General features: G+C 61.7%; 15 protein-coding genes. 10 read left to right on the top strand and 5 right to left on the bottom strand.

Annotation, left to right across the window (positions count from 1 at the left end; all coding sequences use genetic code 11):
• Window positions 1–54: 54 nt before the first annotated feature.
• Window positions 55–1,269: a patatin-like phospholipase family protein gene (locus tag AC1DWQ_RS05860; RefSeq protein WP_477668779.1), complete on the bottom strand. Its 1,215-nt coding sequence runs from the start codon at window positions 1,267–1,269 to the stop codon at window positions 55–57.
• A 462-nt stretch (window positions 1,270–1,731) separates the two neighbouring features.
• Between AC1DWQ_RS05860 and hpf the strand changes: the two genes are divergently transcribed.
• Window positions 1,732–2,061, top strand: a complete 330-nt coding sequence (gene hpf, locus AC1DWQ_RS05855; protein ID WP_007872838.1) for a ribosome hibernation-promoting factor, HPF/YfiA family — start codon at window positions 1,732–1,734, stop codon at window positions 2,059–2,061.
• 57 nt (window positions 2,062–2,118) lie between these two features.
• On the opposite strand, the gene AC1DWQ_RS05850 is transcribed toward hpf, so the two are convergent.
• Entirely contained in the window at window positions 2,119–2,412 is a 294-nt protein-coding gene (locus AC1DWQ_RS05850) for a hypothetical protein (RefSeq protein ID WP_477668940.1), read from the bottom strand.
• Between AC1DWQ_RS05850 and AC1DWQ_RS05845 the strand changes: the two genes are divergently transcribed.
• Together AC1DWQ_RS05845 and hprK are read left to right on the top strand one after the other, a co-directional pair.
• Window positions 2,302–2,775, top strand: coding sequence for a PTS sugar transporter subunit IIA (locus AC1DWQ_RS05845; protein ID WP_477668778.1), 474 nt, complete (start codon window positions 2,302–2,304; stop codon window positions 2,773–2,775). The genes AC1DWQ_RS05850 and AC1DWQ_RS05845 overlap by 111 nt on opposite strands.
• A gap of 68 nt (window positions 2,776–2,843) precedes the next feature.
• Entirely contained in the window at window positions 2,844–3,794 is a 951-nt protein-coding gene (gene hprK / locus AC1DWQ_RS05840) for an HPr(Ser) kinase/phosphatase (RefSeq protein ID WP_457281495.1), read from the top strand.
• Between the two features lie 201 nt (window positions 3,795–3,995).
• Here hprK and fur read toward each other — a convergent pair whose 3' ends face one another.
• A complete protein-coding gene (gene fur, locus AC1DWQ_RS05835; RefSeq protein WP_457281494.1) occupies window positions 3,996–4,448 on the bottom strand; it encodes a ferric iron uptake transcriptional regulator in 453 nt (150 codons plus the stop codon).
• 127 nt (window positions 4,449–4,575) lie between these two features.
• On the opposite strand from fur, the gene AC1DWQ_RS05830 reads away from it, so the two are divergent.
• From AC1DWQ_RS05830 to AC1DWQ_RS05805, 6 genes are all read left to right on the top strand, one after another.
• Window positions 4,576–5,151 carry an outer membrane protein assembly factor BamE gene (locus AC1DWQ_RS05830; RefSeq protein WP_477668777.1) on the top strand — a complete coding sequence of 192 codons (576 nt, stop codon included), beginning with the start codon at window positions 4,576–4,578 and terminating at the stop codon, window positions 5,149–5,151.
• Window positions 5,148–5,990, top strand: coding sequence for a 4-hydroxy-tetrahydrodipicolinate reductase (gene dapB / locus AC1DWQ_RS05825; RefSeq protein WP_477668776.1), 843 nt, complete (start codon window positions 5,148–5,150; stop codon window positions 5,988–5,990). Before AC1DWQ_RS05830 ends, dapB begins: the two co-directional genes overlap by 4 nt.
• Before the next feature lie 40 nt (window positions 5,991–6,030).
• On the top strand, window positions 6,031–6,672 hold the full coding sequence (locus AC1DWQ_RS05820) for a MotA/TolQ/ExbB proton channel family protein (protein ID WP_477668775.1): 642 nt from the start codon (window positions 6,031–6,033) through the stop codon (window positions 6,670–6,672).
• Between the two features lie 3 nt (window positions 6,673–6,675).
• Complete coding sequence (locus AC1DWQ_RS05815) at window positions 6,676–7,122, top strand: ExbD/TolR family protein (RefSeq protein ID WP_477668774.1); 447 nt, start codon at window positions 6,676–6,678, stop codon at window positions 7,120–7,122.
• Between the two features lie 124 nt (window positions 7,123–7,246).
• Window positions 7,247–9,889, top strand: coding sequence for a leucine--tRNA ligase (gene leuS / locus AC1DWQ_RS05810; RefSeq protein WP_477668773.1), 2,643 nt, complete (start codon window positions 7,247–7,249; stop codon window positions 9,887–9,889).
• A gap of 41 nt (window positions 9,890–9,930) precedes the next feature.
• On the top strand, window positions 9,931–10,437 hold the full coding sequence (locus AC1DWQ_RS05805) for an LPS-assembly lipoprotein LptE (protein ID WP_477668772.1): 507 nt from the start codon (window positions 9,931–9,933) through the stop codon (window positions 10,435–10,437).
• A 13-nt stretch (window positions 10,438–10,450) separates the two neighbouring features.
• Here AC1DWQ_RS05805 and rocF read toward each other — a convergent pair whose 3' ends face one another.
• On the bottom strand, window positions 10,451–11,365 hold the full coding sequence (gene rocF, locus AC1DWQ_RS05800) for an arginase (RefSeq protein ID WP_477668771.1): 915 nt from the start codon (window positions 11,363–11,365) through the stop codon (window positions 10,451–10,453).
• Window positions 11,365–12,453 carry an ornithine cyclodeaminase gene (locus tag AC1DWQ_RS05795; RefSeq protein ID WP_477668770.1) on the bottom strand — a complete coding sequence of 363 codons (1,089 nt, stop codon included), beginning with the start codon at window positions 12,451–12,453 and terminating at the stop codon, window positions 11,365–11,367. Before AC1DWQ_RS05795 ends, rocF begins: the two co-directional genes overlap by 1 nt.
• Before the next feature lie 139 nt (window positions 12,454–12,592).
• Between AC1DWQ_RS05795 and AC1DWQ_RS05790 the strand changes: the two genes are divergently transcribed.
• A complete protein-coding gene (locus AC1DWQ_RS05790) occupies window positions 12,593–13,015 on the top strand; it encodes an Lrp/AsnC family transcriptional regulator (RefSeq protein WP_477668769.1) in 423 nt (140 codons plus the stop codon).

Raw genomic sequence — 13,015 nt, 5'->3', positions numbered from 1 at the left:
TAATGAATAAGCGGCGATTATGGCATTTCACACCTGGTTTATCCACCGCTTGCGCTACATAAAAAACTCGATGAGCTCGCTCTTTCGCGCGTAAGCGTCCTGTTCGCCCAGCGCCATCAGCGCCTTGACAAACCCCGGCTCGAACAGCAGGTAGCTGGCCAGTGCGGCGCCTCCCGGACTGCCTTTGGCGCCCAGCGCACCCAGGCCAGCCAGCGCGTTGTAGGTCCCCCGCGGTAATTCGCCGGCGTGGGCTTGCGCCAGTGCGTCGAGCGACTGTGACGGTGCAATCGCCAACACGTCGACGGGCCGGTAGGGCATGACAGCCGCGATTTCGCGCGGCATCTGCCGCACGGTTTTGCTCACGCGCTGGGCCTGCTCCACGTCGGCCTGCAGCGTGTCCTGAAACACACTGGCCATGGCATGGCCGGCAATGGCGCCCAGCGTGGGCCGGCCGCTCACGTTCGGCCCGTTGCTGCCGACGAAACCGGCGCGCTCGGGTTGCCCCACGCCGATCACCAGCACCTTGCTGGCCCCAAGGTGCAAGGCGGGTGAGAGCGGGGAGCTCTGGCGCATGGAACCATCGCCAAAGAACTCGCGGTGGCCGTCCACCCAGAGCGGCGTGGAGGGGAACAGGAAGGGAATGGCGCTGGAAGCCATCAGGTGTTCGATGGTGACGGGCTGGAACTCTGCACGCCGCCCTGGCCGGCTCCAGAGATCGGCGTGGCGGCCGGCAGCCATCTGGCAGAACGTCCAGTGCACGCCGCTGCTGTAGCTGGAGGCCGTGATGGCCAGCGCGTGAAGGGTTTTATCCTGCAGCACCTGCTCGATGTGGCCCAGCGAAATGGCATGGTGCAAGGTGTCGACCAGCGGTGTGTTGTCCAGCAGGGATTGTTGCGCCCGCACCTGCTGCGACAAAAACAGCGCCGCCGCAATGCGGCTTGAACGGATCCACGCGGGAACCTTGAGCTGGTAAACCTGCGATGAGCGCAATGTGGTCCAGAAATTGGCCAATCGGCCGAATGCCTGCAAGCCTTCACCCGCATGGCTTGCCAGGAAAGCTGCGTTCAACGCACCGGCTGACGTGCCCACCAGGATCTTGAACGGGAATTTCGGGTCAGCCGCACCGCCCTGCACGCTGAGCATGGTTGACAGGGCGTGAAGCACTCCCGCCTGGTAGGCCGTGCGTGCGCCGCCGCCCATGAGGACAAGGGCATTTTGCGCCTCGTCAGGGCGGGTTAACGCAGAAGAAATGATGGTCTCAAGCGACATGGCCGGGCCGGGTATGCGGCGGACGTGGTGAAAGCAGGCGGGGCATGAGCTTGATCGGCTGGTGTTATGGTTTTTTCGCCATGGGGCGCTGTTTCAGTCTTTGCCATTGCCTCATTGATGGGGCCGGGCCGGCTGCGGGCAATTGTGTCAGCATGATGCCGCCGCGAAAGACTTCCTGCAAGTCCGCTGGCTTGGCCGCCACACGGTTTGACTTGGTAAAAAGCCAGAAGAATCAAAGGCCTTCAGGCGCTGCCAGGGCGGCACGCCAGCACTCAGCGCATGCAGTGAAATCGGGTCAAGGGGTTTTTCATAAGGTTTCATTATTTATTGCGGCGCAAGGTTGCAATTGCGGGGCATCGGGCGCATAGTGAATCCAAGAGAGTGTCCCCGTCCGCTGCCTCGCCTTCATGGGCCCGGCAGTGTTTTCAACCCAGCTCCAACCTTGGAAAAAGGAGTCTCTTTATGAACTTGACGATCAGCGGCCACCATCTTGAAGTTACCCCCGCGCTACGCGGTTATGTGACCAGCAAGCTGGATCGGATTACCCGGCATTTCGACCAGGTAGTAGACGTAAAAGTCCTGTTGACAGTGGACAACATGAAAGAAAAGGAAAGACGCCAGCGGGCCGAATGCAATGTGCATGTCAAGGGCCGCGACCTGTTTGCCGAGAGCTCCCACGCTGATCTTTACGCCGCAGTTGATGAATTGACAGACAAGCTGGACCGTCAGGTTGGGCGTTACAAAACCAGAACCCAGGATCACCACCACGTTGCTGCCAAGCGCCAGGCCTGAAAGTCTTTTCGGGCTGTCCCTTTTCAGAGTGCGCGGCTTCTCCTCGAAGGGCCGCATTCACCGGTGGCGTGCAGACGGAAAAACCTGCATTGCACGTTTTCTGTCGCGGCGAATCTGCAGGGCATCTGCAGGCGCGCCAAACCAGACGCCGAAGCCGCTTGTGGCGCCAAGCGGCTTTTTAATGCCTTTTTTGCGGTCAACCCGCTGCAAAGTGCATAATTCGGCGACTAAAAGATTGTTATGAACCGTCTTTCGCAAATTTTGCCCCCCTCCCAGGTTCTGGTCAGCGTTGAAGCGACCAGCAAGAAGCGCGCTTTCGAGGAAGCCGGTCTGCTGTTTGAGAACCAACATGGCCTGAACCGCGCATTGATCACGGACAGCCTGTTCGCCCGCGAACGCCTGGGCTCCACCGGGCTTGGCCACGGCGTGGCGATTCCGCACGGCCGGATCAAGGGCCTGAAGGCCCCCATGGCGGCCGTTTTCCTGTTGCAGGCGCCCATTGGCTTCGATGCGCCGGACGAACAGGCCGTAGCCCTGCTGATTTTTCTGCTGGTTCCCGAGGCTGCCACTCAAAAACACCTCGAAATTCTTTCGGAAATTGCCGAATTGCTTAGCGACAGCTCCCTGCGCGAGCAACTCAAGACCAGCACCGATGCCGCTGGACTGCACAACCTGATCGCTTCCTGGCATTCCGTCCACGAAGTCAGTTCTTAGATGCGGTGTTGCACGGTTGCACGCTGTCCGGCCCGGCAGGGTCTTGAACAGGAAAAGTACAAGGCCGCATGAAGCCCACCGTTGTCAGCGCTGACGTTTTATTTGAAGACCACCGCGCCGCCCTGAAATGGGAATGGGTTGCCGGCCTCGGGGCCTCCGAGCGGCGTTTCGACGAAGTCGCCGTGCGGGCTGCACGCTCTGGCGCCGATCTGGTCGGATACCTCAACTACATTCATCCCTACCGCGTGCAGATCCTGGGCGAACGCGAGGTTGCTTACCTCACGAATGCCAGCCCTGAGGACTGCGCCCGGCGCATTTCCCGCATCATCACGCTGGAGCCACCGGTGCTGATCGTCGCCGACGGCCAGACCGCGCCGGACACGCTGCTGTCGATGTGCGAACGCGCCCAGTTGCCGATGTTCGCCACGCCCGAATCGGCGGCTTTCGTGATTGACGTGCTCAGGGCCTACCTGTCCAAGCATTTTGCCGACCGCACCTCCATGCATGGCGTGTTCATGGACATCCTGGGCCTGGGCGTCATGATCACCGGTGAATCCGGCCTGGGCAAAAGTGAACTGGGGCTGGAACTGATTTCGCGCGGACACGGCCTGGTGGCCGACGATGCGGTAGACCTGTACCGGATCAACCAGACCACGATTGAAGGACGCTGTCCGGAACTGCTGCAAAACCTGCTGGAAGTACGCGGCATCGGCCTGCTCGACATCAAGGCCATTTTTGGCGAGACGGCGGTGCGCCGCAAGATGCGCCTGAAGATGATCGTGCACCTGGTGCGCCGCGAAACGCTAGAGCGCGATTACGAACGCATCCCGTACGAACCGCTGACGCAGGACGTGCTGGGCATCCCGGTGCGCAAGGTCATCATCCAGGTGGAAGCCGGCCGCAATATCGCCGTGCTGGTCGAGGCCGCCGTGCGCAATGCGATCTTGCAGCTGCGCGGCATCAATACCTACCAGGATTTCGTGGAGCGGCACCGCCGCGCCATGGAACAAGACGATTAGAAGGCGCGAATAAACCTACTGCGCAACCCGATCTTGCACCTGCGGTCCTCGCCGTACGCAAGTACGGCTCCGGTCCTCGATGCAACCTCGGGCTGCTCGCTACGGTTTCTTCACACCTTCTGCGCCGCAGTTTTACTTGCTATTGAATCAATAGCTGCTTGCGCTTGTATATAAAGGGCTGCAGGCCATTTCTGCTAAAAATTAAGCGTGATGGTGCCGTACCGGTGCGCCGTTGCGGTTGGGGCACTTGTCTTTGGTGCAGTTAGCGTAGATCGACAGTGAATGATCGGCAATGGTGAAGCCCTTGGCTTTGGCGACGGCATTCTGGCGTTTTTCAATCTCGGCGTCGTAGAACTCCTCGACCTTGCCGCAATCGAGGCAGACCAGGTGGTCGTGGTGCTGGCCTTCGTTGATCTCATAGACCGCTTTACCTGATTCGAAATTGCTGCGGTTCAGCAGTCCGGCCTGCTCGAACTGGGTCAGCACCCGGTAGACCGTGGCCAGGCCAATGTCCGAGCGGTCTTCCAGCAGCACCCGGAACACATCTTCGGCTGTCATGTGGCGCTGTTTGCCCGCCTGGAAGATCTCCAGGATTTTCAGGCGTGGCAGGGTTGCCTTGAGGCCGGTGTTTTTCAGTTCGTCGATGTTGCTCATGGGAAAACTCTCTGGGTGAAACCGCTGTGTAAAGCGGTGGTGCGACCCTTCTGGGCAGGTGCCGGCCGGGGGCCCCCAGCCGCTACAATGAACGATCATATCGCTACACCCCCTCACTATGTCAGCCATGCCTGCAAATCATCGTTACAGCGCCAAAACCGCTTTCCTGCTCCTGGCCTGCACGGTGCTGGCGTCCTGCAGCAGCCTGAGCAACATGAGCAGCAGTTCGATCAACCCGGTCAACTGGGTCACGCCCTACAAGGTGGACGTCATTCAGGGCAATTTTGTCTCCAGGGAGCAAGTTGAGCTGCTTCGCCCCGGCATGACGCGTGAACAGGTCAAGGCCATCATGGGAACGCCTCTGATGGCCAGCCTGTTTCATGGCGACCGCTGGGATTACGTCTTTACGCTGAAGCGCCAGGGCGTGGAGCCCCAGTCGTACAAATACACCGTGTTTTTCAAGGGTGACCAGCTGGAGCGCTTTGAAGGCGACGCCATGCCGAGCGAGACCGAATTCATTGCCAAACTGGGCAACCGACGCAAACTGGGCGATGTGCCCGTGCTGGAAGCCACCGAAGAGCAGCTCACCAAGGCTTCCACAAAGGTCAAAGCCAATCCGGCAGCAGCCACTTCGGCGCCCACCAGTGCGCCAGCGGGCTCTCCGTCTGCCTCCTATCCGCCGCTCGAAAGCCCGAAACAGTGAGCGGGGCCGGCTCAATCCAGGCGACCCAGGCCAGACGGCACCGGGTCGCGGTAGCGGGCGCCAGCGGCCGCATGGGCCAGATGCTGATTGAGGCCGTCGGCGCCAGTGCCGACTGCCAGCTGACCGGTGCGCTCGATGTGGCTTCCAGTTCCGCCATCGGCAGTGATGCCGCCGCGTTTTCGGGACGCATGAGCGGCGTTTTGATCAATGCCGATCTTCGGCAGGGCCTGAAAGATTCCGGCGTGCTGATTGATTTCACCCGTCCCGAAGGCACGCTGGCCCATCTGGCGGCTTGCCGCGAGCTGGGCGTCAAGCTGGTGATCGGCACTACCGGATTTTCCGACGCGCAGAAAGCCGAGATAGCCGCTGCGGCCAAAGACATCGCCATCGTCATGGCTCCGAACATGAGCGTAGGCGTCAACGTCACGCTCAAGCTGCTCGAGATGGCGGCTCAGGCCCTTTCTACCGGCTATGACATCGAAATCGTCGAGGCGCACCACCGCCACAAGGTGGATGCCCCGTCCGGCACCGCACTCAAGATGGGTGAAGTGATTGCCGGTGCGCTGGGCCGCGATCTCAAGGATTGCGCCGTCTATGCCCGCGAAGGCGTGACGGGCGAGCGCGACCCGTCGACCATCGGTTTTGCGGCCGTGCGCGGCGGCGACGTGGTGGGTGATCACACTGTGATGTTCTTGGGCACCGGCGAGCGCATCGAAATTTCCCACAAGTCATCCAGCAGGGCCAACTATGCCCAGGGCAGCTTGCGTGCCGCGCGCTACCTCGATTCGCACGCCACCGGCCTTTTTGACATGTTTGACGTGCTGGGTCTGAAAAAATGAATGCGGTGCCGGTCACGGCAGTTTCGGAGGCTTTAACCTGATGGACTTCTTCAGCCTGATGACCCAGGGCGGCATCGTCAGCCAGCTGGTGGCGGCCTTGCTGCTGGCCATGTCGGTCGCGAGTTGGGTCGTGATCCTGTGGAAGGCCTGGCTGCTTCAGCGTGCCGCCAAAGACGTGGCACGCAGCACCGCTGCTTTCTGGCAATCGACCTCTGTAGAACAAGCCCGGGAGAAAGTGGCCGCCTTCGACCGCGAGGCGCTGGTGTTGCCTCTCATTGTTGCCACGGACATCCAGGCCGGCGGTACGCTGGCGTCGGCGGGTGACAAGTCCCAGCAACTTACCCGCGTGTTGCGCGACGCCCTTCATGACATCCTGGACAAGCTGCAGTTCGGCCAGGTGCTGCTGGCTACCGTCGGTTCTACCGCACCCTTTGTGGGGCTGCTGGGTACGGTCTGGGGCATTTACCACGCACTTGTCGGCATCGCTTCAGCCGGCCAGATCACCATCGACAAGGTCTCCGGCCCCGTCGGCGAAGCGCTCATCATGACGGCGGCAGGCCTGGCGGTAGCGATTCCAGCCGTGCTGGCGTACAACATTTTCGGCCGTCGCGTCGGCCGTATCGAGGCCGACCTCGAAGGCTTTGCACGCGATTTGCGCGAGTTACTCGCACATAAGGGCTAGCTAATGGCTTTCGGCCGCCTCGAACGCACCCAGGGCCCGCAGCCCATGAGTGACATCAACGTCACGCCGCTGGTCGACGTGATGCTGGTGCTGGTGGTCATTTTCATCATTACAGCTCCGCTACTGGCCAGCACCATCCGGCTCGACTTGCCGAAGACCGAAGCGGCCAAGCCGGCCGATGCGCCGAAATTCGTCACCCTGGTGGTCGACAGGGCTGGCCAGGCTTTCCTGAATGACAAGCCCCTGGGCCTGGATGAGCTTGCCCGCCGGTTGGCGGAAACCGCCGGCCAGAATCCCGACACCGAAGTGCAGTTGCGTGCCGACGAAGCCGTGCCTTACGGGAAAGTCGTGGAAGTCATGGGCGTGGCGCAAAAAGCCGGGCTCAACCGGATCGGCTTTGTGGCGGATCCTGTTCCGTCCGCGGCTGCCAGCCCTGCGGCGGCCCGGTAACCTGCGCAGAGCCGCCCAGCATCTAAAATCGGGGATTCGCCCTTTGGCTGCGCGGCCCGCATGGCGGGGCCGGAGCCTTTCACGGCTTCCATTTTGTTATCCCGTTTCGCCTTCCCGGTTCTCCATGCAAGACAAATACAACCACCTCGACGTTGAGCGCGACGCTCAAGCCCACTGGACCGCAGCCGACGCCTACCGCGTGACGGAAGACGCCAGCCGCAAGAAGTACTACGCTTGCTCCATGTTGCCCTACCCCAGCGGCAAGCTGCACATGGGCCACGTGCGCAACTACACCATCAACGACATGCTCACGCGCCACCTGCGCATGAAGGGCTACAACGTGTTGATGCCCATGGGCTGGGACGCCTTCGGCCTGCCGGCTGAAAACGCCGCCATGAAAAACGGCGTGCCGCCGGCAAAGTGGACCTACGACAACATCGCTTACATGAAAAAGCAGATGCAGGCGATGGGGCTGGCCATCGACTGGAGCCGCGAAGTCGCCACCTGCGATGCGAGCTACTACAAGTGGAACCAGTGGCTCTTTCTGAAGATGCTGGAAAAAGGCATCGCCTACCGCAAGACCCAGGTCGTGAACTGGGACCCGGTCGACCAGACTGTGCTGGCCAATGAGCAGGTGATAGACGGCAAGGGCTGGCGCACCGGCGCAGTGGTGGAAAAGCGCGAGATCCCCGGCTACTACCTCAAGATCACCCAGTACGCCGACGAACTGCTCGACAGCGTCAGCCACAAGCTGCCCGGCTGGCCCGAACGCGTCAAGCTGATGCAGGAGAACTGGATCGGCAAGAGTGAAGGCGTGCGCTTTGCGTTCACGCACGACATCCAGGACGCCTCCGGCAAGCTGATCGGCGAGGGGAAGATGTATGTCTTCACCACGCGCGCCGACACCATCATGGGCGTGACCTTCTGCGCCGTGGCGCCTGAGCACCCGCTGGCGCAGCACGCCGCCGTGTCCAATCCAAAAATCGCCGCCTTCATTGAAGAATGCAAGGCCGGCGGAACGACCGAAGCCGAGCTTGCCACGCAGGAGAAAAAAGGCGTGCCCACGGGCCTCTTTGTCACGCATCCGCTCACCGGCGACAAAGTTGAAGTCTGGGTCGGCAACTACGTCCTCATGAGTTACGGCGACGGCGCTGTGATGGGCGTGCCCGCGCACGACGAGCGTGATTTCGAATTCGCCAAAAAATACAAGCTGCCGATCAGGCAAGTGGTTGATGTCAAGGGCCAGGCCTACAGCCTGGACGCCTGGGCCGACTGGTACGGCGACAAGCAGCAGGGTGTCACCATCAATTCGGGCAAGTACGACGGCCTGGGCTGCAAGGCCGCAGTCGATGCCGTGGCCGCCGATCTGGCCGCCAAGGGACTGGGCGAGAAGAAGACCACTTGGCGCCTGCGCGATTGGGGCGTGAGCCGCCAGCGCTACTGGGGCACACCCATTCCCATCATCCACTGCGAAGAGCACGGCGCTGTGCCGGTGCCTGAAAAAGACCTTCCCGTGGTGCTGCCGCAAGACTGCGTGCCGGACGGTTCGGGTAACCCGCTGCACAAGCATGCGGGCTTTCACGCCGGTGTGGTCTGCCCCGTCTGCGGCAAGCGCGGCCGCCGCGAGACCGACACCATGGACACTTTTGTCGATTCGTCCTGGTACTTCATGCGCTACTGCGACCCGAAGAACGGCGACAAGATGGTGGCCGAAGGCGCCAACTACTGGATGCCGATGGACCAGTACATCGGCGGTATCGAGCACGCCATCCTGCATTTGCTTTACGCCCGTTTCTGGACCAAGGTGATGCGTGACCTGGGCCTGGTGAAGGTCGACGAGCCTTTCACCAAGCTGCTCACGCAGGGCATGGTGCTCAACGAGGCCTTCTCGCGCGTGACCACCGGCAAGCAGTACTTCTGGGCGCATGAGCTCGATATCGTGCGCGACGAGCACGCCAAGGTGATCTCCGCCACGTCCAAAGCCGACGGCCTGCCCGTGCCTTACGAGGGCTGGACGACCATGTCCAAGTCCAAGAACAACGGCGTCGACCCGCAGGACCTGATCGAAAAGTACGGCGCGGACACCGCCCGGCTCTACACCATGTTCACCGCGCCGCCCGACACCACGCTGGAGTGGAACGACGCCGCGCTCGAAGGTTCCTACCGCTTCCTGCGTCGCGTGTGGAATTTCGGTGTCAAGCTTCATGCTATGAATTCAGGAGCTGATGGCGCACAGGTATCGGGGGCTACGGCCACTTTTGACAAAGAGACCAAAGCGCTGCGCCTGGAAATTCACACGGTGCTCAAACAGATTGACTACGACTACCAGCGCATGCAATACAACACCGTGGTGTCCGGCAACATGAAGCTGCTCAACGCCATGGAAGACTTCAAAGGTGCTTCGTCTGCGGGCGCAGTCGCTGCACTGCACGAAGGCTTCGGCATCCTGCTGCGCTGCCTCTACCCGGCTACGCCGCATCTGGCACATGCGCTCTGGTCACAGCTCGGCTACGCGGCGCGGCACGGCGAACTGCTCGATGCCCCCTGGCCCGAAGTCGACGCAGCCGCTCTTCAGCAGGACGAGATCGAGCTGGTGCTGCAGGTCAACGGCAAGCTGCGCGGCTCCGTCACTGTTCCCGCCGGCGCCGACAAGGCCACCATCGAGGCCGCCGCGCTGGCGTCGGAGGCTTTCACCAAACAGGCTGCGGGTGCGCCCGCCAAGAAGGTGATCGTGGTGCCAGGCCGGCTGGTCAACATCGTCATTTAGGTCATTGAGACCGCTTCAAAAAAACACACAGAAAGCCAGCCATGCAGCGTCGCGCATTCCTCACACTGTCGGCCTCAGCCGCCGCCCTGAGCCTGAGCGGATGCGGCTTCGCATTGCGCAAGGCGCCCACCTTTGCCTTCACTACGCTTTATTCGGGCTTGGCCGAGACTTCGCCGCTGGGGGTGGAGCTCAGGCGTTCACTGCAGGCGACGCGCAAAGTGGAGGTGATCACCGAGGCCCGCAGGATCAATGAGGCGCAAGTCATCCTCGATGCACTGGGCGATCAGCGCGAAAAAGTTATCCTGAGCCGCAATGCCTCGGGCCAGGTGCGCGAGTTTCAGCTGCGCCTGCGCTTTCGCTTCAAGCTGCGTACCCTGGCGGGCAAGGAACTCATCCCCGACACTGAAATCATGCAGCAACGCGACATCAGCTTCAATGAGTCGGCGGTATTGGCAAAGGAGGCCGAAGAAGCCCTGCTGTACCGCGATATGCAAAGCGATGTCGTCCAGCAGATCATGCGCCGCCTGGCGGCGGTGACGGAACTCTGAAGCCCCTAACCCATCAGGCCCGCATCAGTGTGCTTTTGCCGAACAGGCTCTCGATGAGGTCCACGGCCACCTCGGCCGTGCCGTTGCGCACGTCCAGTGCCGGGTTCAGCTCCATCACATCAAGCGAGCCGAGCAAACCGGTGTCGGCAATCATCTCCATGCACAGCTGGGCTTCGCGGTAGGTGGGGCCGCCTTTGATGGCGGTGTCCACACCCGGCGCGATGGAGGGGTCCAGAAAATCGACGTCAAAGCTCACATGCAGGTGGGTGTTGGCGTCCATGCCGGCCAGCGCTTTTTCCATGGTGTGGCGCATGCCCATCTCGTCGATGTAGCGCATGTCGAAGACCTCAAGGCCCTCTTGCCGCACAAAGCGCTTTTCGCCCTCGTCCACGCTGCGGATGCCGATTTGCCGTATCGCCTTGGGGCTCATGGCGGGCACCATGCCGCCGATATTGGTGAGCTCTGCCGGCCCGTGGCCGCACAGCACCGCCACCGGCATGCCGTGCACATTGCCGGTGGGCGTGAGTGCGTTGGTGTTGAAGTCGGTGTGCGCATCCAGCCAGAGCACGCGCAGCGTCTTGCCGATGCCGCGGCAGTAGCGCGCCACCGCGCTGATCGAGCCAATGCCCAGGCAGTGGTCGCCGCCCAGCAGGATGGGCAGATGGCCGGCCGCGAGGCTCTGGTACATCGCTTCGTGCACCGCCTTGTTCCAGGCGACCACCTCGTCCAGGTGCCGGTAGCCCTCGTCGGGCGGCAGCCAGGGATTGGTGGGGCCGGCCAGGTTGCCGGTGTCGACAACTTCGAGCCCGCGGCCGTGCAACGCTTCGCGGATGCCGGCCACGCGCAAGGCTTCAGGCCCCATCGAGGCGCCGCGGCTGCCCGCGCCGATGTCGGTAGGGGCACCAATCAGGTCAACAGACTTGGTCATCAACGTGCCATTTCAGGTATGGGGGACATGCGGGGCGCCTTGGCGGTCGGCGATTCGGCGGGCGTCAGCAGGCCGAACAGGTTTTTGGGGTCGTCAAGATGAGGCACCAGGTCGATCTGGCGGCGATTGGCAACGTCCGCCAGTTGCAGCTTGTGCAAATAGCGCAGGGCCGAATAGTCTTCCAGCGCAAAACCGACCGAATCAAAAATCGTGACTTCCCGGGGCGATGCACGCCCCTTGGCCGTGCCCTTGAGCACGTCGGCAAATTCAGCCACTTTGAAGTCCTCGGGCATTTGCTGGATCTCGCCTTCGATGCGCGACTGCGGCTCAAACTCGACCACCACGCGGGCGTCCTTGCGCAGCAGGATGTCGGCGTGCAGCTCGGTCTTGCCGGGGCAGTCGCCTCCCACGGCATTCAGGTGCATGCCGGGTTTGATCATCTCCGGAGTCAGGATGACGGCGTTGCGTTTGTCGGCGGTAATGGTGGTCACGATGTCGGCTCCTTGCACGGCCTGGTCCGCTGACTGGCAAATCGTCACGCTCAGGCCCTGCAGCCCCAACGCATGCAGGTTACGGGCCAGTTTATCGCTGGCTGCCGCGTCAATGTCAAACAGGCGCATCTCGCGTATGCCCAGCATGTGGTGAAAGGCGATGGCCTGGAATTCGCTTTGCGCGCCGTTGCCGATGATCGCCATCACGCGGCTCCCGGGGCGGGCCATCCACCTGGCGGCCAGTGCCGACATGGCTGCCGTGCGCAGTGCGGTGGTGATGGTGAGCTCTGACAGCAACAAGGGGTAGCCGGTGTCCACATCGGCCAGCACGCCGAAGGCGGTGACGGTCAGCAAACCCAGCTCGGTATTTTTGGGGTGGCCGTTGACGTACTTGAAGGAATACTGATGCCCGTCACTGGTGGGCATGAGTTCGATCACGCCGTCGGGCGAGTGGATGGCGTGGCGCGCCGATTTGTCAAAGTCGTTCCAGCGCCGATAGTCCAGCTCGATCTCGCCGGCCAGGCCTTCGATAAAGGCGGCCGCGCCGCGCTGGCGGACGATTTTCTGAATGCTTTCAATGCCAATGTAGTCAACCATGATGGGGCTCCCGGGTCTTATGTTGATTTCCATTGTCTGCAGCCAGCACGCTAAAGAAAAGACAGTAAGTTGATCAAATTCATGTATTGCTTGATCAAATAGACAGAATTTATTGGCATTTCGCCAATAAAATGTCTGCATGGACGATACCGACCGCCAATTGCTTTCCCTGTTGCGGGACGACGCCCGGGCCTCGGTCGCGTCCATCGCCAAGGTTTTGCGCGTCTCACGCGGCACGGTGCAAAACCGGCTGGCCAAGCTGGAGGTCGACGGCACCATCACCGGTTACACCGTTCGCCTCAAACCCCAGGCCGAGGGCCACCGCATACGCGCCTTCATGACGGTGGCGGTTGAGGGCAACCGCACCGACGCGGTGCTCGCGGCCCTGCGGGGCGACCCGGCCGTGAGCGCACTGCACACCACCAACGGCCGCTGGGACATGGTCGCCGAACTGCAGGCCGACACCCTGGAAGCCTTTGACCGTGTGCTGAGCCGCATCCGTCTGCTCGAAGGCATTGCCAACACCGAGACCAGCCTGCTGCTATCGACCACCAAGCTTTAA

It is taken from the genome of Polaromonas sp. P2_G11 (assembly GCF_056403595.1).
The sequence above is the reverse complement of the archived record's forward strand: the minus strand, read 5'-3'. Positions and strand labels throughout refer to the sequence as shown.

What these genes read in the sequence shown, in the direction of transcription:
- AC1DWQ_RS05850 (WP_477668940.1), bottom strand. Translation starts at nt 2,412, where the DNA reads ATGTTGGTTCTCAAACAGCAGACCGGCTTCCTCGAAAGCGCGCTTCTT.
- AC1DWQ_RS05830 (WP_477668777.1), top strand. Translation starts at nt 4,576, where the DNA reads ATGCCTGCAAATCATCGTTACAGCGCCAAAACCGCTTTCCTGCTCCTG.
- AC1DWQ_RS05790 (WP_477668769.1), top strand. Translation starts at nt 12,593, where the DNA reads ATGGACGATACCGACCGCCAATTGCTTTCCCTGTTGCGGGACGACGCC.
- hprK (WP_457281495.1), top strand. Translation starts at nt 2,844, where the DNA reads ATGAAGCCCACCGTTGTCAGCGCTGACGTTTTATTTGAAGACCACCGC.
- AC1DWQ_RS05795 (WP_477668770.1), bottom strand. Translation starts at nt 12,453, where the DNA reads ATGGTTGACTACATTGGCATTGAAAGCATTCAGAAAATCGTCCGCCAG.
- AC1DWQ_RS05815 (WP_477668774.1), top strand. Translation starts at nt 6,676, where the DNA reads ATGGCTTTCGGCCGCCTCGAACGCACCCAGGGCCCGCAGCCCATGAGT.
- rocF (WP_477668771.1), bottom strand. Translation starts at nt 11,365, where the DNA reads ATGACCAAGTCTGTTGACCTGATTGGTGCCCCTACCGACATCGGCGCG.
- AC1DWQ_RS05845 (WP_477668778.1), top strand. Translation starts at nt 2,302, where the DNA reads ATGAACCGTCTTTCGCAAATTTTGCCCCCCTCCCAGGTTCTGGTCAGC.
- hpf (WP_007872838.1), top strand. Translation starts at nt 1,732, where the DNA reads ATGAACTTGACGATCAGCGGCCACCATCTTGAAGTTACCCCCGCGCTA.
- AC1DWQ_RS05805 (WP_477668772.1), top strand. Translation starts at nt 9,931, where the DNA reads ATGCAGCGTCGCGCATTCCTCACACTGTCGGCCTCAGCCGCCGCCCTG.
- AC1DWQ_RS05860 (WP_477668779.1), bottom strand. Translation starts at nt 1,269, where the DNA reads ATGTCGCTTGAGACCATCATTTCTTCTGCGTTAACCCGCCCTGACGAG.
- AC1DWQ_RS05820 (WP_477668775.1), top strand. Translation starts at nt 6,031, where the DNA reads ATGGACTTCTTCAGCCTGATGACCCAGGGCGGCATCGTCAGCCAGCTG.
- leuS (WP_477668773.1), top strand. Translation starts at nt 7,247, where the DNA reads ATGCAAGACAAATACAACCACCTCGACGTTGAGCGCGACGCTCAAGCC.
- fur (WP_457281494.1), bottom strand. Translation starts at nt 4,448, where the DNA reads ATGAGCAACATCGACGAACTGAAAAACACCGGCCTCAAGGCAACCCTG.